The 23,094-nt window shown below is 43.4% G+C and carries 20 protein-coding genes, 1 tRNA gene and 1 other RNA gene; 14 read left to right on the plus strand and 8 right to left on the minus strand.

Translation table 11 applies throughout. The annotated features are described in order from the left end of the window. Positions 1-171 precede the first annotated feature (171 nt). Positions 172-2,163 carry an NAD-dependent DNA ligase LigA gene (gene ligA, locus HQR03_RS03410; RefSeq protein WP_173239203.1) on the plus strand — a complete coding sequence of 664 codons (1,992 nt, stop codon included), beginning with the start codon at positions 172-174 and terminating at the stop codon, positions 2,161-2,163. Positions 2,164-2,287: 124 nt separating this feature from the next. Continuing rightward, positions 2,288-3,502, plus strand: a complete 1,215-nt coding sequence (locus tag HQR03_RS03415; RefSeq protein WP_173239138.1) for an IS256 family transposase — start codon at positions 2,288-2,290, stop codon at positions 3,500-3,502. 378 nt (positions 3,503-3,880) lie between these two features. Here the strand turns inward: HQR03_RS03415 and dcm are convergent, their stop codons facing one another. The 5 genes from dcm to HQR03_RS03440 form a co-directional block, all read right to left on the minus strand. Then, on the minus strand, positions 3,881-5,146 hold the full coding sequence (dcm, locus tag HQR03_RS03420; protein WP_173239139.1) for a DNA (cytosine-5-)-methyltransferase: 1,266 nt from the start codon (positions 5,144-5,146) through the stop codon (positions 3,881-3,883). Then, positions 5,146-6,162, minus strand: coding sequence for a hypothetical protein (locus HQR03_RS03425; RefSeq protein WP_173239140.1), 1,017 nt, complete (start codon positions 6,160-6,162; stop codon positions 5,146-5,148). The genes dcm and HQR03_RS03425 overlap by 1 nt, the downstream gene beginning before the upstream one ends. 167 nt (positions 6,163-6,329) lie before the next feature. Next, positions 6,330-6,881 (minus strand): hypothetical protein, encoded by a 552-nt coding sequence (locus HQR03_RS03430; protein WP_173239141.1) that lies wholly within the window; start codon positions 6,879-6,881, stop codon positions 6,330-6,332. Positions 6,882-7,131: 250 nt separating this feature from the next. Further along, positions 7,132-7,551, minus strand: a complete 420-nt coding sequence (locus tag HQR03_RS03435; protein ID WP_173239142.1) for a hypothetical protein — start codon at positions 7,549-7,551, stop codon at positions 7,132-7,134. A gap of 320 nt (positions 7,552-7,871) precedes the next feature. Continuing rightward, positions 7,872-10,292 carry a YgiQ family radical SAM protein gene (locus HQR03_RS03440; protein WP_173239143.1) on the minus strand — a complete coding sequence of 807 codons (2,421 nt, stop codon included), beginning with the start codon at positions 10,290-10,292 and terminating at the stop codon, positions 7,872-7,874. 518 nt (positions 10,293-10,810) lie between these two features. Here HQR03_RS03440 and HQR03_RS03445 point away from each other — a divergent pair. Together HQR03_RS03445 and HQR03_RS03450 are read left to right on the plus strand one after the other, a co-directional pair. Then, positions 10,811-12,121: an ammonium transporter gene (locus HQR03_RS03445; RefSeq protein WP_418889563.1), complete on the plus strand. Its 1,311-nt coding sequence runs from the start codon at positions 10,811-10,813 to the stop codon at positions 12,119-12,121. Positions 12,122-12,131: 10 nt separating this feature from the next. Beyond that, positions 12,132-12,764, plus strand: coding sequence for a hypothetical protein (locus tag HQR03_RS03450; protein ID WP_105244799.1), 633 nt, complete (start codon positions 12,132-12,134; stop codon positions 12,762-12,764). Between the two features lie 92 nt (positions 12,765-12,856). Here HQR03_RS03450 and HQR03_RS03455 read toward each other — a convergent pair whose 3' ends face one another. Both HQR03_RS03455 and HQR03_RS03460 read right to left on the minus strand, forming a co-directional pair. After that, entirely contained in the window at positions 12,857-13,615 is a 759-nt protein-coding gene (locus tag HQR03_RS03455; protein ID WP_173239144.1) for a YidX family protein, read from the minus strand. A gap of 143 nt (positions 13,616-13,758) precedes the next feature. Further along, entirely contained in the window at positions 13,759-14,226 is a 468-nt protein-coding gene (locus tag HQR03_RS03460) for an Lrp/AsnC family transcriptional regulator (RefSeq protein ID WP_025651631.1), read from the minus strand. Between the two features lie 274 nt (positions 14,227-14,500). Between HQR03_RS03460 and rarD the strand changes: the two genes are divergently transcribed. Further along, entirely contained in the window at positions 14,501-15,523 is a 1,023-nt protein-coding gene (gene rarD / locus HQR03_RS03465) for an EamA family transporter RarD (protein ID WP_244951967.1), read from the plus strand. 121 nt (positions 15,524-15,644) lie between these two features. Here the strand turns inward: rarD and smpB are convergent, their stop codons facing one another. Next, positions 15,645-16,121, minus strand: a complete 477-nt coding sequence (gene smpB, locus HQR03_RS03470; RefSeq protein WP_025651629.1) for an SsrA-binding protein SmpB — start codon at positions 16,119-16,121, stop codon at positions 15,645-15,647. A gap of 239 nt (positions 16,122-16,360) precedes the next feature. On the opposite strand from smpB, the gene coaD reads away from it, so the two are divergent. From coaD to HQR03_RS03515, 9 genes are all read left to right on the plus strand, one after another. Then, positions 16,361-16,879, plus strand: a complete 519-nt coding sequence (gene coaD / locus HQR03_RS03475; protein ID WP_101211791.1) for a pantetheine-phosphate adenylyltransferase — start codon at positions 16,361-16,363, stop codon at positions 16,877-16,879. An 84-nt stretch (positions 16,880-16,963) separates the two neighbouring features. Further along, the gene (locus tag HQR03_RS03480) at positions 16,964-17,212 is read left to right on the plus strand and encodes a YfhL family 4Fe-4S dicluster ferredoxin (protein WP_101211792.1); all 249 of its coding nucleotides are present in this window, start codon (positions 16,964-16,966) and stop codon (positions 17,210-17,212) included. A 276-nt stretch (positions 17,213-17,488) separates the two neighbouring features. Next, positions 17,489-18,793 carry an adenosylmethionine--8-amino-7-oxononanoate transaminase gene (bioA, locus tag HQR03_RS03485; RefSeq protein WP_173239145.1) on the plus strand — a complete coding sequence of 435 codons (1,305 nt, stop codon included), beginning with the start codon at positions 17,489-17,491 and terminating at the stop codon, positions 18,791-18,793. Further along, positions 18,790-19,509 (plus strand): dethiobiotin synthase, encoded by a 720-nt coding sequence (bioD, locus tag HQR03_RS03490; protein WP_173239146.1) that lies wholly within the window; start codon positions 18,790-18,792, stop codon positions 19,507-19,509. The genes bioA and bioD overlap by 4 nt, the downstream gene beginning before the upstream one ends. 86 nt (positions 19,510-19,595) lie before the next feature. Then, positions 19,596-19,952: RNase P RNA component class A (gene rnpB, locus HQR03_RS03495), an RNA gene on the plus strand. 133 nt (positions 19,953-20,085) lie between these two features. After that, positions 20,086-20,162 (plus strand) — tRNA-Met (locus HQR03_RS03500). A gap of 235 nt (positions 20,163-20,397) precedes the next feature. Then, the gene (locus HQR03_RS03505) at positions 20,398-21,210 is read left to right on the plus strand and encodes an ABC transporter permease (RefSeq protein ID WP_173239148.1); all 813 of its coding nucleotides are present in this window, start codon (positions 20,398-20,400) and stop codon (positions 21,208-21,210) included. 40 nt (positions 21,211-21,250) lie between these two features. After that, positions 21,251-21,922 carry an ABC transporter ATP-binding protein gene (locus HQR03_RS03510; RefSeq protein WP_173239149.1) on the plus strand — a complete coding sequence of 224 codons (672 nt, stop codon included), beginning with the start codon at positions 21,251-21,253 and terminating at the stop codon, positions 21,920-21,922. Further along, the gene (locus HQR03_RS03515) at positions 21,900-23,006 is read left to right on the plus strand and encodes a KpsE/RkpR family capsule polysaccharide export protein (RefSeq protein WP_244951968.1); all 1,107 of its coding nucleotides are present in this window, start codon (positions 21,900-21,902) and stop codon (positions 23,004-23,006) included. Before HQR03_RS03510 ends, HQR03_RS03515 begins: the two co-directional genes overlap by 23 nt. Positions 23,007-23,094: the final 88 nt, after the last annotated feature.

Raw genomic sequence — 23,094 nt, forward strand, 5'->3', positions numbered from 1 at the left:
ATCATATCAACATCTTGAATTGCGAAAAAGACGCCGACTATGACTGACTCTACCTCATCAAATAATTCTAAAAATCCATCTGCTCAAGTAGAAAACCAAGCACCTGCCAAATCTAATGTATCTAGTTCGACTGACAGTAGTACCAATAATAGTGCAGAGATTGTCTCAAAAATGCGTGCGCTTATTGAAGCGATTAAGACGCATAACTATGCCTATTATGTGCTCGATAATCCGATATTAGAAGACAGTGAATACGATCAGTTACGTCGCTCGTTGCTTGAGATTGAAGAACAATATCCAGATTTGGTACAGCCTGACAGTCCGATTAATCAGGTTGGCGATACGCCGCTGTCTGCTTTTACTCAAGTCACTCATGACATCCCCATGCTATCACTGGGCAACGTCTTTGAATACGATGATCTGCGTGACTTTATGCGCCGCGTCAATGATCGACTTAATGACGCGCAGAAAAATCCTGAGTATGAGATGGAGCTAAAGCTTGATGGCTTGGCGGTGTCACTCAAATACGCTTATGGACAATTTACCCAAGCGGTGACGCGCGGTGATGGGCAAACGGGCGAGGATATCACCCAAAATGCCAAGACCATTCGCAATCTGCCGCTTTGGCTTGCGGATGCCGCTGAGATTGAGCTATTAGAAGTACGTGGTGAAGTGCTCATGCCCAAAGCAGGCTTTGAGCGTCTCAATCGTCTGGCTGAAGAGAACGATGATAAAACCTTTGCCAATCCTCGTAATGCCGCCGCTGGTAGCTTACGTCAGTTAGATCCTGCCGTCGCTGCCAGTCGTCCACTCGCATTCTACGGTTATTCAGTCAATCAGGGTTTACCAGACACTATCGACACCCAATCAGGAGCGTTGGCATGGCTTACCGAGCTTGGATTTACAGTCAGCGCCGTAGAAGTAGTCGCAAATCCACGCGCCGCCCAGGCCTACTATGAATCAGTGATAGAAGGGCGTAGCGATCTGCCGTTTGAAATCGATGGTATGGTCATCAAGGTCAATAGCCTTGCGCTACAGCAGCAGCTTGGGTTCTTATCGCGTGAACCGCGTTGGGCGACTGCCTATAAATTCCCTGCCGAAACCGTCATGACCCGTCTAAACGATATCGAATGGCAAGTCGGGCGTACCGGTCAAATCACGCCAGTCGGTAAGCTTGAACCTGTCAAAGTCGGCGGTGTCACGGTTAGTAATGTCACTCTACATAACTTTGGTGAGATTCAGCGATTGGATGTGCGCGCAGGCGATATGGTCAGCGTCCACCGTGCAGGCGATGTCATCCCAAAAGTCACCCGTGTCTGGCACGACCAACGCTCAGCCGATAGCGCGCCAGTCACGCTACCTGCTACTTGTCCAGTATGTGACTCTCCTGTGGTGCTGCCTGAAGATGAAGCATTGGCACGCTGTACTGGTGGCCTATTTTGTCCTGCGCAGCAGCAAGAAGCACTGATTCATTTTGTCTCACGTCGAGCGATGGATATCGATGGGCTTGGCGCAAGCTGGCTCATTAGCTTCTTTGAGCATGGTTTAGTCAAAACTGTGGCAGATATTTACCAATTGCACACTCACACAGATGAGATGGTCACGCTAGAAAAATTAGGCGAAAAGTCCGTACAAAACATCATCAATGCTATTGAAGCCAGTAAGCATACTACGCTCGCACGTTTTATTTATGCGCTTGGTATCCGCGGTGTGGGTGAGGGCACGGCACAGAACTTTGCTCAGCAATTTGGTGACCTCGATAGCCTAATGGCAGCCAATATCGAAACCCTGATTAAAACTCCTGATGTTGGTACTATCACTGCCGAGCTGGCTTACGAGTTTTTCCGAGCACCGCATAATATCGAAGTGATTAATTCGTTGCTTGAAGCAGGTGTCTATTGGGATAAGGTGGAGCAAAAAGCTACTGGAGACTTGCCACTTGATGGGCAAACGTGGGTGATTACGGGTGCCCTCGATAGCATGGCGCGTGATGAAGCCAAAGCCAAACTGCAAGCGCTCGGCGCAAAAGTCTCGGGAAGCATCTCGGCGAAAACCACTGCGTTGCTGGCAGGTGATAAAGCTGGATCGAAGATGGCTAAAGCTGAAAAGCTAGACGTGAAAGTGGTGGGTGAAGAAGAGTTTTTGGCGTTGGTTGCGGAGTAAGGCAAGTCCTTGCCATTAAAAGAGCAAAAAGACAGAAAAGAAAAAGCATGGCCTCAGCATCGCTGGCTGAGCCTTTCCTAAAAACTGTGTAACTGCTTATAATCCACTAACTGGAGAATAAGCAATGACTACTCAATCTGACATTAAAAAACTAGCCGAGCAAATGGCTGGTAGCATGAAAAGCTTTGATGACATCAAAGACTTCCAAAAGCAGCTCATGCAATCCTTTATTGATACTGCCTTAGAAGCTGAGATGGAAGACCATCTTGGCTACCCTAAACATGAGAAGGCGGATAAACCTAATAAGCGTAACGGGCACACTAAAAAGACCGTCCGCAGTGACACAGGCGATCTTGAAATCTCTACCCCAAGAGACCGTGATAGCAGCTTTGAGCCTGTACTCGTTAGTAAGCATCAAACCCGTATCTCAGGTCTCGATGATAAAATCATATTCCTTTACGCCAAGGGTCAAACCACCACTGAGATCGTAGAGAGCATTAAAGAGCTCTACGATGTCGACATCTCAAGCTCTCTTGTCTCAAGAGTCACCGATAACATATTAGAGGACATCACCGCTTGGCAGAACAGACCGCTGAGCAGCATCTATCCTATTGTCTACCTAGACTGCATTGTCGTCAAAGTACGTCAAGACAAGCAGATCATCAACAAGGCTATCTATCTAGCGCTAGGTGTTGCTCTTAACGGTAAAAAAGAGCTGCTTGGTATGTGGTTATCAGAGAATGAGGGCGCTAAGTTCTGGCTAGGTGTTCTTACCGAGCTTCAAAACCGTGGCGTACAAGACATCTTAATCGCTTGTGTTGACGGTCTAAAGGGCTTCCCTGATGCCATTAACACCGTCTATCCAAAGGCACAGGTTCAGCTGTGTATCGTACACATGGTGCGCTATTCAATGAAGTTTGTGCCGTGGACGGATAAGAAGGCCGTAGCGGCTGATTTAAAGGCCATCTACGGTGCTGATACCCTTGAGATAGCAGAGGCTAACCTTGAACACTTTGATGAGACTTGGGGCACAGAGTACCCGCATGTCATCAAGTCTTGGCGCAATAACTGGGAGGGCTTAACGGTGTTCTTTGAGTATCCGAAAGACATCAGAAAAGTGATTTATACCACCAATGCGATAGAGTCGCTAAACAGTGTGATTCGGACGGCAGTGAATAAGCGTAAGGTGTTCCCATCTGATCAGGCAGCATTCAAAGTGGTGTACTTAGCCACCCAGCAGGCGTCTAAAAAGTGGTCGATGCCAATCCGTAACTGGACGTCTGCTCTGAATCGTTTTATGATTATGTTTGATGACCGTATCAGTAAGCATTTAATCTAAATGGCAGTTACACAGAATCTGGGATGGGCTCCGCTGGCTTTAATAGTGGGCAAATATGCGGGTCATGAGCCGTCTTTCTTTAATGATTTACTCGGCGCTCGTCCCTTGCGCACAGTCTTCCTGTTATGTTCGAGCTTCGTATTGACATTTTGTTATTCACTCGCGCAAGATAAAACTTTGGATATAAAAGTGTAGGGTGCGCCCCGCGCACCTTTAAGAAACGGATTTTAAATTTATGTGTATTATTTGAGAAATACCTAAAACATAAAATCATCTATATGATGAAGTGGTTTTAATTCGTTCTTTATGTATTATACTTTGGTATGCTAGCCAGCCGCACCTTTGTATCTTGACAAGATTATTAAACAATCCTAGAATTTATTTAAAAAGATTAGGGTTGTTAATTAAAACATCTTTAGCGATTGCTTTTACTACTGGTACACTAACTGCATTACCTAGCTGTTTGTAAGCAAAGTTATCTTTAGGATGCAATACATATGAATCGGGAAAACCTTGTAGTCTTGCACACTCTCTAGGAGTTAGACGACGTACACGTCCATTATGATAAACTCCTAATCTGTTGGAATCAGACGCTGTTAAAGTTATTGAGATACTATCTGGATCAAGGAATTTGAATACTTCGAACGACATGTTTCCTGCGACCAAATTGTACAAACCATCTTTTTCTTTAATATAACGCTTTTGTAGTAGCGATTTGATAACCAAATCAATGTCATCATATGGATAGAAAGTTGCAATCTGAGCTTTACTCAATGCTTTTCCATCCTGATGTGTACCGAAAATATTTTTTCGACGATTAGCAATTAACAGATCCATAAATTCAATTTCATGTTTGGTACATTCACCTCGTAATCCTAGATCCCACGAGTGTATAGAATTTCCCCCACGACTATCTATAAGACGTATACCATGTAACTTATCTAAATCTCCTTTCAATACTTTTTTTAATTGAGCTGTAAAATCTTCAGAGCAGTCATAATGTGCACTGGGATTTGATTCTAAAATGTCTTTAACTAGTGCTGATTGCTTTTCGTCAAATAAATCATTATTCATCAAATTTTCTTTGAATGCATGAGAATCTACAGCCCCAACATCATTTGGCAACGTAACTTTAAGAGTAGGGTTTTTGACTGCCACTATATAAATCCGCACACGATTCTGCGCTACGTTATAGTTGCTTGAGTTAAGTAATCTATATTCAAGCTGGTAACCCAAATCATTTAAGACATTTTTAATAGTAGTAAATGTTTGACCTTTATTGTGATTTACCAATCCTCGAACGTTCTCAAGTATACATAAGGCAGGCTGATTGCTTTCGATTAAACGCGCTACATCGAAGAACAGAGTACCTCTCGTATCTTCAAAACCTAATCTTTTGCCAGCAGAAGAAAAAGCTTGACACGGAAATCCTGCTAATAATACATCGAATTCTTTTACATTATATAGCTGCGTAATATCACAGTATGGATTCTCACCAAAATTTTCTTCATAAGTTTTACATGCTTCTTTGTCTATTTCAGCACTGAGCACGCATTCGGATTTTATATTTAACTCATCTAAAGCTTGTTCGAAACCAAGTCGGATGCCACCTGTTCCAGCGAATAAATCAATAAATCTAATCATTAAATATTATCTTTTATGTAATTAACCATTTGCAGTAATCCAGTATCAGAAAAATTTACAGTACAATCACTATAATTTAATATGTTTTGTATAGCACTCTTCCTTTGAAAGTTACCTGAACCATCTATTATATAACCAACTTTATGATTGTGCTGATGTGCAATTTGCTGTCTGTTATTAGCATTCTGTGCTTTTCTCTCAATTACAGAGTTAGTAGTAACTTGGAAGCTAACTTCTATACCGATAGAACGATTAGTTCTTGGATTAGAAACTACTAGATCAAATTTAGTTAGCTCTGTATCATTTAAGGTAACATTTACTAAGGTATGTCCATTAAAACTATAGTAATCAGGCAGCATTTCCTCGAGTCTTCTTTTAACATAAGCTTCGCAAATATAACCAAGATCATTAGCTGTAGAACCACCAATCTGACGGCTAACAAACAGATAGCGCTCTTTAACATATTTTTCTAATTTCTCAGGACTTCCGATCATACTACCAATAATAGCTTTTTCCAAAATCTCATCTGGTAATTTAGAAGGGTCTGTAGTGTTTGCTCCCCAAATCAATAACATGCAAACATCGAGCATATCATTGTTAAACGTTTGACGGTTTTCAAGTAATAGAGACTTTTCAACCCTTAGTTTCTTATTATTCCAAATACGTTTTTCAGTTTTACTGAATTTGTAGGTATGGACAACGTTATCAAATGCAAATTCTAACTTCTGTTTGGGAAAGAGCTGGAAAAAATCTTTTGAGTAACGTTGTAAACGTTCTCCACCAATATCTGTAAGTACCATGAGGTGCTTTAGAAAAAGATTGGCTGATAATGCTTTGTTTTGAATAAGCGCCTCTTTCCACGCATAAGGACTAGCATCAGCCACTTTCAAAAGATTTAAAAAAGTATCTTGTGTCTCAAGAAGAGGAATTAGAGTGCTTTTATCAGCCGCCTCTTTTACTAAATCTGATGGCCAGTAATTGCATGCATCTTTAGCGAGTTCATCAACAGTTTGCATATAAGGGTATATTCTTAGTTAAAATAAAGATGAATTTTAGCATTAAACTTACTAGGTGGGGACGAGTTATAAGTATATCAGTACAACTATATTACTCGCTTAAAACTGAGCATAGATAATAGGTCATATTCTACGAACTACTTCAGTAACTTCCACGCTATTAATTCCTACTCCGCCATCTCTCCATGTGCCTTCACATCACCTTTCTTACCATCTGGCTGAATCACGATAGGTAGTACCAGCCCTTTGGCAAAGTCATCAGACAGCACATAATCATAGCGACTGGCAGCGACATCAGGCGTGGTATGAATGATAAGCGTCATTTCATTGCCATCGGTTACCTCATGTGAGACATAGGTCTCACTCAACTGATCCAAGGCTTTCGATAGTGCCTCGTTACTGGCCATGCTGATGGTTAGATTGTGCTGTGCGGTCGCAGCGTCCACCTTGAAATAATCCGCATAATCACGGACGTTTTGACTATCCAGTGCAAACGGATACTGATAGTTGGTGGGGTCAGCAGGCTTTTCACCACTGTCTACCAATGACCAGTCTATCGTACCGACTGCTGATTCGCCTTTTGGCGTCGATGAATCTGCTGCTGTCGCCGCTGCCTCAGGGGTTTGGTCAGTAGCATCAACAGAATCGGCAGCGTTATTGCAGCCTGTCAGCGCCCATATACTTGCAATTGCCATCATACTTATTAGACGCTTAGCCATCGAGTTATCCTTTTTATTATTGGTCATGATTAATATGCTCTAGTTTGACAGCTTTCTTTACGGTTCTCTAGCGAAATGGAGGAAACAAGCGCCTGTTGTAAAAATATTGAATATGAAAATATCGAAGCAACTGGCATATTCTTAAAAAATGAACACAAAAAAACAGCCACCATATGATGACTGTTTATAGTATTGCTCAGTTTAATAATTGTAGGTTTATCATTATTAATGAACGATTAAACCAAAATTATTATCGGCCTATCTGACAGTTTACTTGATATTCTTTACCGTCAGCCCACTTCATGGCAAGGATACCTTTATCGCCTTTCATATGCCATGCATAGACCACTTCTGGATTTGACTCATTGACATAGCTTGCCGTATCACCTTGGACGCCGCCATTTAAGATGATAGGTTGGTCGGCCCAGTTTACTTTAGGTAAGGTCGCATTTAGCATCACTTGTTTTTTATTGATTGACTGTTTTGCCATGATGGTGCTGTCGTCAGTACAGGTATAAGGTGCTGGTGCCATACGGTCATAAGCGGCGTTAGTGACGCTTTCTGAAGCAGGCGTATTTGATGACTCTGGCGTAGTAGGCGCGGTGGTGGCACAAGCGCTTAATAAAGCAAGGGCAGGTAGGGCAGTCGCGAATTTAGTTAAAGTGTGCATGGTTCTCTCCAAAAGTAGCTATTATGATAATTTGTCTAGGGTTATTTATTTGTTCTTAATAATGCGTTAAGCATATGACGTCATGGTAGCGAAAACGTGGTCAGAGCGGTGTTAGAAATTGTTTGTTACCTGTTAGCTTTCTTACTTAACCGATGACTAATGTAATTTATAATCTGAGTCGTCCGTTATTTAGATAATTGAGTAACCTAGCCAATAAAAATCGCCCATCAACGATTAAGCTGATGGGCGATTTTTATTAATAACGAGCGTTGAGCTGTTGCCAACCAAGCTTAGTTTATAACCTTGGTTTGCTAATATAATTATTTTGTTTTGCGCGGTGGCAGACCCGTATGCTGCGTTTGGAAGTTGCCTTTGCTCACTTGCTTCTTGGTGTTTTTTACAGCGCTCGAGCTATTGTTGGTGCGCTTCACCGAATCATTACCTAGGCGGCTGTTCTTTTTACGCGCTGATTGATAGCTGTCTTGTGCCGCATCACGACCTTCTAAGCTGGCGTTAAAGGGCGGAATCAAGCAGCCACGGTTTTTGCCAATCAAGTCACTACGTCCCATGTCTTGCAGTGCTTTACGCAATAATACCCAGTTCTTTGGATCATGAAAGCGCAAGAACGCTTTGTGCAATTTTCGCTGCTTGCCCGACTTGACGATATCCATGTCACCTTCACTGCGGCTAATCTTATGCAGCGGATCTTTATGCGTATGATACATGGTGGTCGCCGTTGCCATCGGACTCGGATAGAACGCCTGCACTTGGTCAGCGCGATAGCCATGACTTTTTAGCCAAAGCGCAAGATTCATCATGTCTTCATCTTTGGTGCCCGGATGGGCGGCGATGAAGTAAGGAATCAGATATTGCTCTTTGCCTGCCTCTTGGCTGTACTGCTCAAACATGGCTTTGAATTTATCATAGCTACCCATGCCCGGCTTCATCATCTTTGATAGCACGCCTTCTTCTGAGTGCTCAGGCGCGATTTTTAGATAACCACCGACATGATGACTGACCAATTCTTTGACATATTCAGGGTCTTTTACTGCCAAGTCATAACGCAAGCCAGAAGCGATAAGGATTTTTTTCACGCCTTTGATATCACGCGCTTTACGGTATAGCTTGGTCAAATTACTGTGATCGGTGATCAGGTTTTCGCAGACGTCAGGATAGACACAAGACGGCTTGCGGCAGTTCTTTTCAATGGTCTCGTCTTTACAGTTTAGACGATACATATTAGCCGTGGGTCCACCAAGATCCGATATCACCCCAGTGAAGTTGGGTGCGGTATCACGAATCGCTTCCACTTCACGCAAGATAGACTCTTCTGAGCGGTTTTGGATAATGCGGCCTTCGTGCTCAGTGATCGAGCAGAAGGTACAACCACCAAAGCAGCCACGCATGATATTGACCGAAAACTTAATCATGTCATAAGCAGGAATGCGCGCGTCGCCATAGCTCGGATGTGGTAGGCGTGCATATGGCAAGTCAAATACGTAATCCATCTCTTCGGTTGAGAGCGGAATCGGTGGTGGATTGAGCCAAACGTCAATAGAGGTGTGTGAGTTGCCAGCGCCGCTACTATGACGCTGCACCAGTGCGCGCGCGTTGCCCGGATTGGTCTCCAAATGTAAGATACGACTCGCATGAGCATAGAGCACAGGGTCAGATTTGACGTGCTCATAATCAGGCAGACGAATCACGGTTTGCTCACGCGGCGGCATTTTAAGTTTATGCTTGCGTGCTGTCATCGGCTTATTAAAGCCACGCATTTGCACGACTTGCGTTTCTTCATCGACTTGATGCGCATTGATAATTTTATTGGTAACTGGTTCAGACACAAAGCCGGGATACTGTGAAGCCATTCCTGACAGCGCTTGCCCAACGGGCGAGTCGCTCGGCTTTTCTTGCTCGATTGAGCATTGATCCACGTCTTCGGTCATGACGTATGGGTTGATAATCGGATCAACACGGCCGACAGTATCGACATCATTACTGGCAACCTCGGTCATATCCGCTTGCCAATGGCGGCGCGTCGGGGTCAACAGATAGGACGTACCACGCAATTTGCTCATTTGCTCAAAGCTATAGCCTTTCGACAGACCATGTACCACATCGACGATGGCACGCTCAGCATTACCATACAATAAGACATCGGCACGGGCATCGAGCAATATGCTGCGGCGAACTTTATCTGACCAATAGTCATAGTGGGCGATACGGCGTAAGCTACCTTCGATACCGCCTAAGATAATCGGCACATCAGGATACGCTTCGCGGCAGCGCTGGCTATAGACGATAGCAGCGCGGTCAGGGCGTTTATTGGCGACGTTGCCTGGAGAGTACGCATCATCGCTACGAATCTTGCGATCAGCGGTATAACGGTTAATCATGCTGTCCATATTGCCCGCCGTCACACCATAAGCATAGACAGGTTTGCCCAGTTCCATAAAGGCATCTTTGCTCTTCCAGTCTGGCTGGGCAATGATACCGACGCGGAAGCCTTGTGCTTCTAATAAGCGGCCGATAATCGCCATGCCAAAGCTTGGATGGTCGACATAGGCATCGCCTGAGATGATGATGACGTCACAAGCGTCCCAGCCCAAATCATCCATTTCTTTACGGCTCATCGGCAGATAAGGCGCAGGCTCGTAGCAGCTCGCCCAGTGTTTGTCGTAGTCGTAAAGTGGCTTGGTGCCTTGTTTAAAGGCGGTGCGGGCGATGGTATCGGCAGACATGGGCAGACCTGTTAATTAAAAAGTGGCACTAAAAATAAGCCGTTATTGTTATTCATTAACAACGGCTCATTTAAAAGCGCTCATTTTAACATGAATCGCACTCATGATGCGACCTATTCTATGATGGGCGATTAATGATAAGTTATTGATAGCGCGAGATAAACTGCTTATGCAAAGTGAGCGACTAGCCTAGCAAAATAATGGCAAAAATGGTTTAAGCAGAACCGTCTATCTTCGCAAACATGGTTGTTAAAGTACAGTTATCAAAGTATGGGTTTGGTCAGTACTAATCATTTGTTTTCTCATGTTTTGTTAGCCGTTCTGATTTTCATCCATAACTTTTGGCATAGCTTTTGCTCCAACCCCGTTAGGGCTTATTTGTGTGCATTCATGAGTGAAAATGGTGCACCGATAAAAATTGAACGGATAGATAAGTGTTTGGAGATAAAATGAGAACATCATCTGTTGGGCTGGATGCGATAAAAGGGCTACTAAGAACATTACTGCACAAGATACTTATGCTGGGGACGCTACTGTTTGGCACGATAGCTAGTGCACAAGCGGCCGCGGCTGACACATTGACGGTGGCGCAGCTACTCGAATATCAAAATATCGCTTGGATTATCTGGGGCGGGGTTCTGGTGTTCTTTATGCAGGCAGGTTTTGCGCTACTTGAGAGCGGATCGGTACGCGCAAAGAACGCCGTCAATGTGATGATGAAAAACTATACCGATATGTGTATCGGTGGTCTGGCGTTTTATTTGGTGGGTTTTGGGTTGATGATGGGTACTAATCATTCGGGGTTTGTCGGTACCGATCATTTTATGCCAGTCAATCTATCCAATATGGACTGGGCACTGATGTTCTTTCAGATGATGTTTGCGGCGACAGCGGTGACCATCGCGAGTGGTGCCATGGCAGAGCGTGTCTCGTTTATCGGCTATGCAGTCGCCGCCTGTTTGATCTGTCTATTTATCTATCCTGTGTTTGCCAGTTGGGTGTGGGGTGGGTATTTCGGCGGAACAGGGTGGCTGACCGAGCTTGGTTTTATTGATTTTGCTGGTTCGACCGTCGTGCATTCTATCGGGGGCTGGTTGGCACTGGCAGGTGTTTTAGTTATCGGACCGAGACTGGGCCGCTTTGCACCCGATGGGACGCCAAGACTCATCGCAGGTCACAACATGACGCTATTGGCGCTTGGCGGGTTTATCTTATGGTTTGGTTGGTTTGGCTTCAATGCTGGATCGACATTATCTATCACTGGAAATATTGGCTTGATTGCCGTCAATACTTTTATCGCTGCGGTCAGTGCGGTGGTGAGCTACATGCTGATTGCTCGGACAATGAACAAAGCAATCTTGCTCAGTGATAGTGTCAATGCCAGTTTGATCGGACTCGTGTCTATCACGGCAGGCTGTGCCACAACGACGCCTTTATTTTCTATTATTATCGGTGGGGTTGCTGCCGTGGTCTATATATTGTCTACGCAGGCGCTACTAAAGCTCAAAATAGACGACGTGGTTTCAGCAGTGGCCGTACATGGCTTTGGTGGTGTGTGGGGTACACTTGCGGCTGGGCTATTTTATACAGGGGATTTATTTAATTTATCACGGCTGGGCGTGCAGGCGCTGGGCGTCGGTGTAGCTTTGGTATGGGCACTAGGTCTGGGTCTTATTATGTATAAGCTGATTGATCTGAGCTTTGGGTTAAAGGCGAGCCGGTTACACGAGCAGCGTGGCCTTGACTATACCGAGCATGCAGAGCTGGGTTACCCTGAGTTTCAAAAGCAAATGTTCGATGCTAAAAGTCTAACAGAGCGTCACTTATAGGAGAGAGCTGATGAATACTGATACTCAATCCGTAGACCAAACGGTATCCGCGATGGCAGAGGTACTGGCAAAATACTTACATCCTGAGGAAGTACGACTGCTCAAGACCCAATGGCTACAGTACTCGGCGGTCTCTGTCAGGATGATGCAGCAATGCATCTTGGATGCGACAAGGCGCTATCCTGAACTACAAGATCACAAATCTGAAATTCGTAAAGGCTTTTGGGCTACGTTGCAAGTGGATAGTCAGCAGACAGTGGAGTCTGACAGTCACAATGGCCATAACGAGACAATCAATGCACCCGTACCTATCTCTGAGCCCGTTCTCGCATTTTATACCGTGATAGAAGCGCTGCGCAGTCAGCTAACGGCAGCAGACAGTCGCAGCTTTTTTCATAGTATGCACCAAACTGTTTCGCAAGAACGCACCTTCAAAGGGCATCACATCAATATCAATCAGTTTTTGGAAGGTAATCGTCCACCTGTACCGGACAATGAGCACCTGTTAAACAATCTGATGCAACTTGCCTACGTGTGCTTGTGCGATATTACTGGTCCTGTAGAGGCAGATGAGATACTGTTTCAAGCAGCACAAACGGCCAAGCAAAGTTATCCAAAAGCCGTCGTCGAAAAATTATTTTAACCTATCAAGTGAGCACGTTACGAGCAAGTACGGATATCGCCTCGTAACGTACCTTATGGTTTCAGGTGAGTCAGTGCGCTGTCTGATAGCTTTTAATTATCTAATAATTGAAATGGGAAAGTAACCACGTCAAAAGCTAAGGCAAAGGGCAATAAGACCAATTTTTGCGCCGTATTTGCGCCACGACGAGACACTTGATTTTGCTGGCTTTGTGTATAAAAACTGACCGTATAAGGTTTGCTCAAGGCGCGATAATTCGACTGAATTAGGCTTAAATTGCTGACTTGTGGATAGATAGCGCCTTTGACAGGGATACTAAAACAAAAGCGCTGAGCATTGATACGCAGATCGCTGGCGGAGGTGCATTCGCGGCCACTATTTTGTAAAAAGAACTGATAGTCAGAACGCTTAAATTCATCCTTTAATTTGGCGTAAGACAGCTTCATCTCTCCCTGAAAATACCCATCATTATTGGGCACAGCAAAGCTCATGTCATTATCGACTTGGATGTTCTTTGGCGTCAGATTGGTGAGCAAATTGACCATTTCTGTCCCGCCTTGGGTCAGCACGTAGCTGTTCTTTTCACCGACGATCACCATGGTCGCATTTGGCGTTTTTGGCAATGCTTGCGCAGGACGACCAAAAGCCACGATTTGGTCTTCAGACAACACACTCTTAGTCGTGGTTGTGCTGACACGGTTATTGTCTTCTAACAATGAACTGGTGGCACAGCCTGAGCTGGCGAGCAATGCCGCGAGCGACGCCCCTGTTATCACTGTTTTAAAACTTAATGCTTTTAGTGCTGGATTATCACTTTCTTCTTTTTTAAGGGCACGGGTACTTTTAGTCATACTACGACTTCCTTGTCTACTGTCAATGGACTATTGAGGTGGCAATTATTGTTTACTGCCAGACTTTCGTTGATATCGTACCTTTTTTAGTAGTAACTTATCTACTTTTAATTAACTCAATAAACCAATGCTTGTTGAGATTGCTAATCAAGCAAAATCTTTGTCCCACTTTTAGTAAAATTCATCACAAATTGGCTTTTAAAGTTGCGTACATTGTTCTCATAGGTGAGCAGACCAGTCGTGAATCGATGATAATCGCTCATATTTCTGGCATTGACCATCAACATAAAATCCGCATCACCGGACACTTCATAGCAGCTCATCACTTGTGGCTGCGCATTCATCAAGCGCTCAAATCGATGTTGCATCGAGGTATTTGAGCGCGCCATCTCTATCATTACCACGGCAGTCAGGCCGTAGCCAACCTTATTTGGATCCACGATAGCGACTTGCTTAGTAATGACGCCATTGCTTATTAATGCTTGGATGCGGCGTTGGGCAGTAGCGATAGACACATGCACTTGTTCTGCCACCGTTTTTAATGGCAAGGTCGCATCATCTTGTAGCAAATTTAAAATCGCTTTATCGATATCATCTAAAATTTGGCTCATTGTATGCTCTCTTCTAAAAAGTACTTTTGTTAAAGATTTTTATAATTATTATCACTATAAGTCAAAATTTAAGAAAATATTTGGTTTTGAGCGTCATAAAAGATAAATTTATTTATGAATAGCTTTATTTGGAGATAATTTATCAATACCGTTCAGTAAAATAGACACCACTAATCAAAGCTTGGCAAACAAAGCCTAGTAATCAAAGCTTAGCCATAATAAATACAGGCTAATAGCAGGTTTTCTAAAATCTATTTACATGTACGGTGTCTTTATGTCTATCTTAATGCTATCTAACGTATTCGCTAATACACTCGCAACGACTGTCTCGCGCTTGCCACTGGCTACAATCTGGACAGCAGGCAGCACACAGCAACGTACGTTAATCATGGGCGTGGCCTTAGCAGTATTGTCGAATTTGTTGTTTGGCGTACTTTATGCCTACAGCAGCTTTTTAGCACCATTGTCAGGTACGCAAATCTTTATTTGGCGTATGCTAGCGATGTGGGCGGCACTGGTAGGCTATTTGCTGATTAGTGGACGCATAGGTATCCATATTGATAAGTTAAAAGCGCTAGGTACTGTGAAGCAGTGGGTGTGGTTGTTATTACCCACACCGATATTTCTCAGTCAGTTTTGGTTATTTATGTGGGCACCGGTCAATGGGCAGGGCGTTCAAACCGCAATGGGTTATTTCTTATTCCCACTAATGATGGTTATATTTGGCTGCGTCTTTTTTGGCGAAAAGTTAAGCCGTCTGCAATGGTTGGCGGTTGCCTTTGCCGCTGTCGGCGTCGGTAGTGAAATTGTACGTACGCACAGTGTTTCTTGGGCCACGCTTTGGGTCTGTGGCACGTATCCTATTTATTATATTTTGCGTCGTCTGCAAGGGATTGGCGCGGTGACTGGACTATTGGTTGATTTAACGATATTCGCGCCATTTGCCTTGGTTTATTTATTTTTATTCGCGCCGAGCAGTTTGAGCGTGGTAAGTGGTTCTGGTTTCTTTATCATGATGCTGGTAGGGTTGGGTGTACTTAGTGTGCTGGCTATGAAAACCAACGTCGATGCCAGTCAAATGCTACCCGTCAATGTCTACGGTATGATGAGCTATATAGAGCCAGCTTTATTATTTATCTTGGCCATTACGATATTGGGCAATCCTTTTGAATCAGCGATGATTTATAGCTATGGTTTGATATGGCTGGGTATAGCTTGCTTAATTGTGCATGGTATCCGTCAATTACGCCGCGCTCAAAAAGAGTCGAAGATCAATAAAATAGCTCAAGCAATCTGATTTTTAACAATGCAGCTCAGTCTTATCAAGACGCTATTTTTTCAAATAAAAAAGGACGATTCAACAGTATGCTGAATCGTCCTTTTTACGTTAGAGTAAAGTGAATGGTTTCATCCATCTATTAATCTAAATGCTGTTTAAAGCCGCGCTGCTTATCACGTTCCCAATCACGGTCTTTTAGCGTTTTGCGTTTATCATGTTGCTTTTTACCCAGTGCCAAGCCAATTTGACATTTAACCAGCGAGTTTTTCCAATAACAAGACAACGGTACGCAAGCATAGCCCTTTTGATTGACAGCGCCAAACAGCTTTTCAATCTCGCGGCGATTGAGGAGTAGCTTACGGGTACGAATGCTATCAGGACTCACATGCGTTGAGCTAGATAACAATGGCTGGATATGCGCGCCAAATAAGAAGGCTTCATTATTGCGGAAGATGACATAGGCTTCAGTAATCGTCATTTTACCTGCACGAATGGCTTTGACTTCCCAGCCTTGTAGCGCCAGACCTGCTTCAAAGGTTTCTTCGATGAAGTACTCGTGGCGCGCCTTTTTGTTGGCACAAATTTGATTGTCCGGTTTTCTTGATTTTTTTGACATAATTTCTCCATAAGGGCTGCAAAATATATTGCCCTTGTCTAACAGTCCTCATCCGAACCCTTTAATATGGATTGTCTTTTATTATAAATAATAAGAGGGATGAGTCGAACCGCCTATTGTAGCAAAGCAGTTCACAAAAATGTAAGTCGGCTGTTAGGACAAATGTAGCAGATGAGTATTAAGTTTGGGCAAAATTTGCTAGCATATAGCGTAATATTACCGACTACATTAGCCACGTTATGAGCCATCCTACTGCTGCCAATTCCTCAAAGCTACATACCAAAATTTTATATCCTGGTACCTTTGACCCCATTACTAATGGTCATGTCGACTTAGTCAAGCGAGCAACCAAGCTGTTCGACGAGGTCGTCATTGCCGTTGCTTCAGGCCATCATAAAAAACCGCTATTTAGTTTTGAAGAGCGCGTTACCTTGGTCGAAACCGTATTTGCTGATTTACCGCAAGTATCGGTGATTGGTTTTGAAGGTCTGCTGGTCGATTTTATGCGTGAAAAAAATGCCACTGCCGTCTTGCGTGGTCTACGGGCGATGTCGGATTTTGAATATGAGTTTCAGCTGGCCAATATGAACCGTGAACTTGATGAGAACTTTGAAGCAGTATTTTTGACCCCATCTCAGAACTATTCGTTTATCTCGTCTACCATGATTCGCGAAATTGCCAAGCTTGGCGGCGATGTGACTAAATTTGTTCCTCAGTGTGTGTCGCAAGGCTTTGCTGAGAAACTCAATCTTAAATAGACATAGTATTTATTGACGACTATTCGCTGGAACCGTCAAAACGGCCAGTCTTGATTGTTATCCGTAAAATATAAGGAGCAGTTTATGGCGCTATTAATCACTGATGAATGCATCAACTGTGACGTCTGCGAGCCTGCCTGCCCGAATGAGGCCATCTCAGAAGGCGATGACATCTATGTTATCAACCCCGACCTATGTACCGAATGCGTTGGCCATTTTGATGAACCGCAATGCGTGGTCATTTGTCCGGTCGACTGTATCCCCCATGATCCTGATCATGTCGAAACCGAAAGCGATTTGATGTCAAAATACAAACGTATCACTGGTCAGTAATGCGTTGCCAATCGTGCCTTTGAGTTAATAGTTATTTTAAAATAAAATCGATACGTTAAAAATCGATACATTAATAGATAGGTGCGATTGGTATAAACTTCCTTTGCTTGCTGTTATCACAGAGGCTACGAAAAACTCATCCCAGTCGCACTGTATTTTTTTAAAGTAAATCCACTATATAGAAATGCTAAAAACTAGGAATAATATGACGAATACGGATATTCAAATGGTAGTACGCTTTTTTAAAAATAAATGCTTGTCGTTTGAGAGCGTACTATGAGTGTCGATGCTGCTACCAGTGATTTTGATCAACAGCACCTTTGGCATCCCTACGCCAGCCTGCCGCCCACCTATCCAAATATCGTTATTGATCATGCAGAAGGCATTTATATTGTCACGCAAGATGGTACGCGTCTGATTGACGGCATGTCATCTTGGTGGGCGAGTGTCCATGGTTATAATCATCCAACGCTCAATGCCGCGATGATTGAACAATTGGGCAAAATGGCGCATGTGATGTTTGGCGGCTTGACCCATCAGCCAGCGATAGATTTAGGCAAAAAGCTGCTAGCTATTGTACCTGCTGGACTCGATGCGATATTTTATGCCGATAGCGGCAGTATCGCGGTAGAAGTAGCGCTAAAAATGGCATTGCAATATCAAATTGCCACTGCGCGTCCGCAAAAGTGCCAGTTTGCCTCAACGCACTCTGGCTATTATGGCGACACGTGGCATGCGATGAGTGTTTGTGATCCTGTTAATGGCATGCACAGCCTGTATGGTAAACAATTACCGATGCAGCACTTTGTGTCTGCGCCGCCTTTAGGATTTGAGCGCGAGCTAAATCAAAATACACGTGATGAATTAATAGTGTTTTTTGCTAAAAATAGCGATCAACTTGCCGGATTTATCATTGAGCCTATTATTCAAGGCGCAGGCGGTATGCGCTTTTATAGCCCTGAGTATTTACAACTACTGCGTCAGCTATGTGATGAGCATAACGTGCTGCTCATTGCTGATGAAATCGCCACAGGCTTTGGGCGTAGTGGCAAGCTGTTTGCTTGCGAGCATGCCTATATTAGTCCTGATATTATGACCATTGGCAAAGCACTGACGGGCGGTTATATGACCTTTGCCGCGACTTTATGTACGCGCCATATTGCTGACACCATCAGCCAAAGTGATTATCCAGCCCTGATGCATGGCCCGACCTTTATGGGAAATCCGCTGGCTTGTGCGGTCGCTTCTGCATCGATTGATTTAATTTTGTCCTATGATATCGAAGCTCGTACGGCAAATATGCAAACCGTAATGGAACAACAACTCGCGCCTGCAGCGACGTTAGCTGGCGTTGAAGAAGTACGTTGTTTGGGGGCGGTAGCCGTCATTGAGCTTAATGACGCGGTTAATATGCCAGTATTTCAATCTTTACTTATTGAACACGGCATCTGGGTACGACCTTTTGGTAAGTTGGTTTATATCATGCCGCCCTATATGACTACTGACACTGAATTAGTAACGTTATGTCAGTCATTGTTAACGGTGGTTCGTGTTTATTTAACAAAGCAAGGTCAACTATGAGCGTGCTATTTATCTCTGGTATCGATACCGATATTGGCAAGACTTACGCTACCGGCATGATAGCAAAGGCGCTGATGCATCAAGGTGCTAACGTCATCACTCAAAAGTTGGTACAAACAGGCGTTAGCGTCAATTGTGATACTGGTGAGATGAATGTTGCCGATGATATTGTCACTCATCGTCAATTGATGAATATGCCGTTGCAGCCGTGTGATGTTGACTTTACCACGTGTCCGTTTCGCTATGAGAAACCTGCGTCACCGCATTTATCTGCTGCGCTTGCTAATGCCGTTCTAGACCCTGAAATCATCACCAAGTTTACGCAGCAATTGCAACAAAGCTACGATATAGTGCTATTAGAAGGCGCAGGCGGATTGCTTGTACCGATCACTGAGCAATTATTAACCTTGGATTATATTGCCACTCAAGGTTATCCGGTCACTTTAGTCACATCAGGGCGGCTTGGTAGTATTAATCATACTTTGCTGAGTTTAGAGGCGATTAAAGCGCGTGGTTTGACGGTACATAGCGTCATTTATAACCATATTCATGACAGTGCTGCCCAGACGGATAAGCAAATAGCTGATAGCACGATTGATTATTTAAAAAACTACTTAGCGCAAAATTATCCAAACACACATTGGCTACAGCTGTCACGCCAAGATAAAGACCAGAAGAATGACAATGATTTAATATTACCGCTGAACTTTCTTTAGATCCTGATTCAAGTCATTTGGTAAAAAAGTGAAATAAACGCAAAAGATATTCCTAGACAGCCATTAGTTTTGCTATACTAGCGCGCTTGGTAGACTAGGCAATCGCCGCTGCACACTGGCAACAGATGAGCAGGGGAGGAAAGTCCGGGCTACATAGGGCAGCGTGCCAGCTAACGGCTGGGCAGGGTAACTTGACGACCAGTGCAGCAGAGAGTAGACCGCCCCGCGCAAGCGAGGTAAGGGTGAAAGGGTGCGGTAAGAGCGCACCGCGTGAATGGCAACATCTCACGGCATGGTAAACTCCACGCGTAGCAAGACCAAATAGGCATCGGCATGGCGCGGCCCGCGTTCGATGCGGGTAGGTTGCTTGAGCGTATTAGCGATGATACGCCTAGAGGAATGATTGTCCACGACAGAACCCGGCTTATCGGTTTACCAATTTTTTATTGTTCGTTTTTATCGTTAGTGCTATACATATTTGCTATTAATTTGAATTAAATTCCTATTTTTTGCAGATAAACGATAATTAGGGGTTGACGACAGTCGTCTCTATCGGTATTATACCGAGCCTTAAATGGCGATGTAGCTCAGCTGGTTAGAGCGCATGACTCATAATCGTGAGGTCAAGAGTTCAAGTCTCTTCATCGCCACCATTTATAGTAAGAATAGCAGTACGAAAGAAGCCAATCCTTTGTGATTGGTTTTTTTTTGGCTAAAAAACCCAATGAAGACAATATTCTAAAGTCAGTTAGATAAATAACCGCTTATATTTACTTGCTGTTTTCTTGCTAAATCATAGGTTTATCTGTTTAGACACAGATTAATTCTTGTAACTTATGTCCCGCTTACTTATCATAGGGGCTGTTTTCGGTAAAGTCCTGTAACGCTATGTCTGTACAATTACCTCCTTATCGTCCTATTAAGCACCGTAGTGGACTGAAAGTCATGGGTGCGGCATTCCATGCATTGCTCATGCGTGAGTTGCAAACGCGTTTTGGTGGTTATCGCTTGGGCTATCTATGGGCACCGCTAGAAATCATTTTTCAAATGCTTATATTTTTAGTGATCTTTGGTGTGGTTATAGAGCGAGCTGTACCAGGAATGAGTTTCCCACTGTTTCTAGTGGCAGGAATGGTTCCCTTTCGTATGTTTCAGACTATTGCGACTAGAGCATTAGGAGCGGTTGAAGCAAATCAAGGACTGTTGATGTATAGATCAATTCGTCATATTGATGTCATAATTGCTCGCTCAGCTTTAGAGTTCATTATTTACTTTGTTACTTTAGTTATCTTATTAACCGGACTTGCTTTTTTCGGTGATTATGCCAGTTTAGCAAATCTACATGTCGTACTATTTTGTTGGATTACTTTGTTTTTATTTAGTTTTGGTGTTGCTTTAATCATGATGGTTGTCGGTTTTTATGGTGGTGAAATCAGTAAAATTATTGCCATACTATTTACTATACTTTACTTCACCTCGGGTATTATTTATCCCATTCATATTATTCCAGAGCCATACTTTAGTTATTTACTCTATAATCCTTTTATCCATAATATTGAGTTAATACGTCACGCTTTTGCACCTGCTTATCCTGCTTATCATATAGATATAACGTATTTTCTGAAGTGGACGGTTGCAGTAAATTTCTTAGGTCTTCTCATGTATAAAGCAGTAGAAAGAGACTTAATACGTTCTAAATAACTCATAAAGTGTGATACCAGTTTCAACTTAGGGCAAACAAATGATTGAAATTAAAAATGTTTCTAAGTCATTTATGACCAAACAGGGTAGGCATTATCTATTTAAAGATTTGAATCTGACCATTGGTGATAAGCAAAGCGTCGGTCTACTTGGCCGTAATGGTGCGGGCAAATCAACACTATTGCGCATTATCTGTGGACTAGACAAGCCCGATCATGGAGAGATTATTACTGATTCCACTATTTCATGGCCCGTTGGTGTAGCAGGTGGATTCCAAGGTAGCTTGACGGGTCGTCAAAACGTCCGTTTTGTTTGTCGGCTTTATTCAAGCGGTCCTTATATTGATGAGAAAATTCGTTTCGTCGAAGAGTTTGCAGATATCGGAAACTATTTTGATATGCCAGTTAAAAGCTATTCTTCAGGTATGCGCGCGCGCTTAACCTTCGGCTTAAGCTTGGCATTTGATTTTGATTATTATATGTTAGATGAAGCCGGTGCCGTTGGTGATGCCGCTTTTCGTAAGCGTAGTGAAGAGATTTTAGCAGCGCGCCGTCAGCAAGCCGGGTTTTTAATTGTATCGCATAACATCGGTGATATTAAGCGTAATTGCGATATTGGTATTGTGCTAATGGATCAAACAGCACACGTCTTTGATGACACAACAGAAGCGATTGAGGTTTATGAAAAGCATGTCCACAAAGCGAAAAAATAAGATAATTGACTTCTCGCTGTTCATTGGCTTGGTGATCCTCCCTTGGGTGTTGGTGATCTTTTATGTCATGACCCTTGCACATCCGCGCTTTATTTCGACAGCTGATGTGGTCGTGAAACAAGTGAGCGAATCTAGCGTACCTTCTGGTGGCGGTCTATCGGCCTTGTTAGGTGTGAATAGCACCAGTAAAGAAGATGCAACCTATCTGACTGAATATATATTGTCCAATGATATGGTGAAGCGACTCGATAGTAAGTTTAAGTTCCGAGACGCTTACTATGTTGATGGTTCTGATCCTATTTATGAAATCGATCCTGATGCAACCCAAGAAGATTTGCTTGAATACTTCAAAAAACGGGTTCACATTGATCTTGATGAGCAGAGCTATGTGCTTTCGGTATCAACAGAAGGCTTTGACTCAAAGTATGCTTTTGAGCTGAACAAAGCTATCTTAGGTGAGTCTGAGCGTTTTGTGAACCGCATTTCACAGGAAGTGGCTCGTGATCAATTGGCGTTTGCAGAAACTCAGTTAGACGAGTCAGAAGAGCGTTTAAATGATGCCAAAGAGCAGTTATTAAACTATCAGAATGAAAACGAAATCTATGACCCACAAGCCAATGCGCAAATCGTCAATCAGTTGATTGGCAGCTTGCAAGCGCAATTAAGCTCGTTGCGTACCGAAGAGCGTCAGTTACTCAGTTATCTAAATCCAGATGCGCCGCAAGTGGTGTCGTTAAGAAGTCAGATTAAGGCAGTTGAAGAGCAAATTGCTCAGGAACAAACCAAACTAACCTCACCAAATACCACCAAATTGAACCGTCAAGCCGTACAGTTTGAGACGATTAAAGCCGATGTTGAGTTTGCCACTGAGTTATATAAGTTGTCACTATCATCGCTTGAAAAGGCCCGTTTAGAAGCCTTTAAGAAGATGAAAAATTTGATTGTAATCTCAACTCCTTATGAAGCTGAAGAAGCATCCTATCCGCGTCACATTTATATTATTTGGACATCGCTGGCATTGCTTTTGATGCTTTATGGCTTTGTACGTCTAGTAATGGCAGTGGTTCGTGACCATCGCAGCTAACTTTGGATTGTCTTACAGGGTAAGTTTTAAAATTTTTACCCTGTAAAAAGCTAAAGATTTGATGCGCTTGGCAATCGCGAACGATTTG

It is taken from the genome of Psychrobacter okhotskensis (assembly GCF_013248965.1).
GTDB lineage: Bacteria > Pseudomonadota > Gammaproteobacteria > Pseudomonadales > Moraxellaceae > Psychrobacter > Psychrobacter okhotskensis.

Coding starts and splice junctions, on each gene's coding strand:
- ligA (WP_173239203.1), top strand. CDS start 172: ATGCGTGCGCTTATTGAAGCGATTAAGACGCATAACTATGCCTATTAT.
- HQR03_RS03415 (WP_173239138.1), top strand. CDS start 2,288: ATGACTACTCAATCTGACATTAAAAAACTAGCCGAGCAAATGGCTGGT.
- dcm (WP_173239139.1), bottom strand. CDS start 5,146: ATGATTAGATTTATTGATTTATTCGCTGGAACAGGTGGCATCCGACTT.
- HQR03_RS03425 (WP_173239140.1), bottom strand. CDS start 6,162: ATGCAAACTGTTGATGAACTCGCTAAAGATGCATGCAATTACTGGCCA.
- HQR03_RS03430 (WP_173239141.1), bottom strand. CDS start 6,881: ATGGCTAAGCGTCTAATAAGTATGATGGCAATTGCAAGTATATGGGCG.
- HQR03_RS03435 (WP_173239142.1), bottom strand. CDS start 7,551: ATGCACACTTTAACTAAATTCGCGACTGCCCTACCTGCCCTTGCTTTA.
- HQR03_RS03440 (WP_173239143.1), bottom strand. CDS start 10,292: ATGTCTGCCGATACCATCGCCCGCACCGCCTTTAAACAAGGCACCAAG.
- HQR03_RS03445 (WP_418889563.1), top strand. CDS start 10,811: ATGCTGGGGACGCTACTGTTTGGCACGATAGCTAGTGCACAAGCGGCC.
- HQR03_RS03450 (WP_105244799.1), top strand. CDS start 12,132: ATGAATACTGATACTCAATCCGTAGACCAAACGGTATCCGCGATGGCA.
- HQR03_RS03455 (WP_173239144.1), bottom strand. CDS start 13,615: ATGACTAAAAGTACCCGTGCCCTTAAAAAAGAAGAAAGTGATAATCCA.
- HQR03_RS03460 (WP_025651631.1), bottom strand. CDS start 14,226: ATGAGCCAAATTTTAGATGATATCGATAAAGCGATTTTAAATTTGCTA.
- rarD (WP_244951967.1), top strand. CDS start 14,501: ATGTCTATCTTAATGCTATCTAACGTATTCGCTAATACACTCGCAACG.
- smpB (WP_025651629.1), bottom strand. CDS start 16,121: ATGTCAAAAAAATCAAGAAAACCGGACAATCAAATTTGTGCCAACAAA.
- coaD (WP_101211791.1), top strand. CDS start 16,361: ATGAGCCATCCTACTGCTGCCAATTCCTCAAAGCTACATACCAAAATT.
- HQR03_RS03480 (WP_101211792.1), top strand. CDS start 16,964: ATGGCGCTATTAATCACTGATGAATGCATCAACTGTGACGTCTGCGAG.
- bioA (WP_173239145.1), top strand. CDS start 17,489: ATGAGTGTCGATGCTGCTACCAGTGATTTTGATCAACAGCACCTTTGG.
- bioD (WP_173239146.1), top strand. CDS start 18,790: ATGAGCGTGCTATTTATCTCTGGTATCGATACCGATATTGGCAAGACT.
- HQR03_RS03505 (WP_173239148.1), top strand. CDS start 20,398: ATGTCTGTACAATTACCTCCTTATCGTCCTATTAAGCACCGTAGTGGA.
- HQR03_RS03510 (WP_173239149.1), top strand. CDS start 21,251: ATGATTGAAATTAAAAATGTTTCTAAGTCATTTATGACCAAACAGGGT.
- HQR03_RS03515 (WP_244951968.1), top strand. CDS start 21,900: ATGTCCACAAAGCGAAAAAATAAGATAATTGACTTCTCGCTGTTCATT.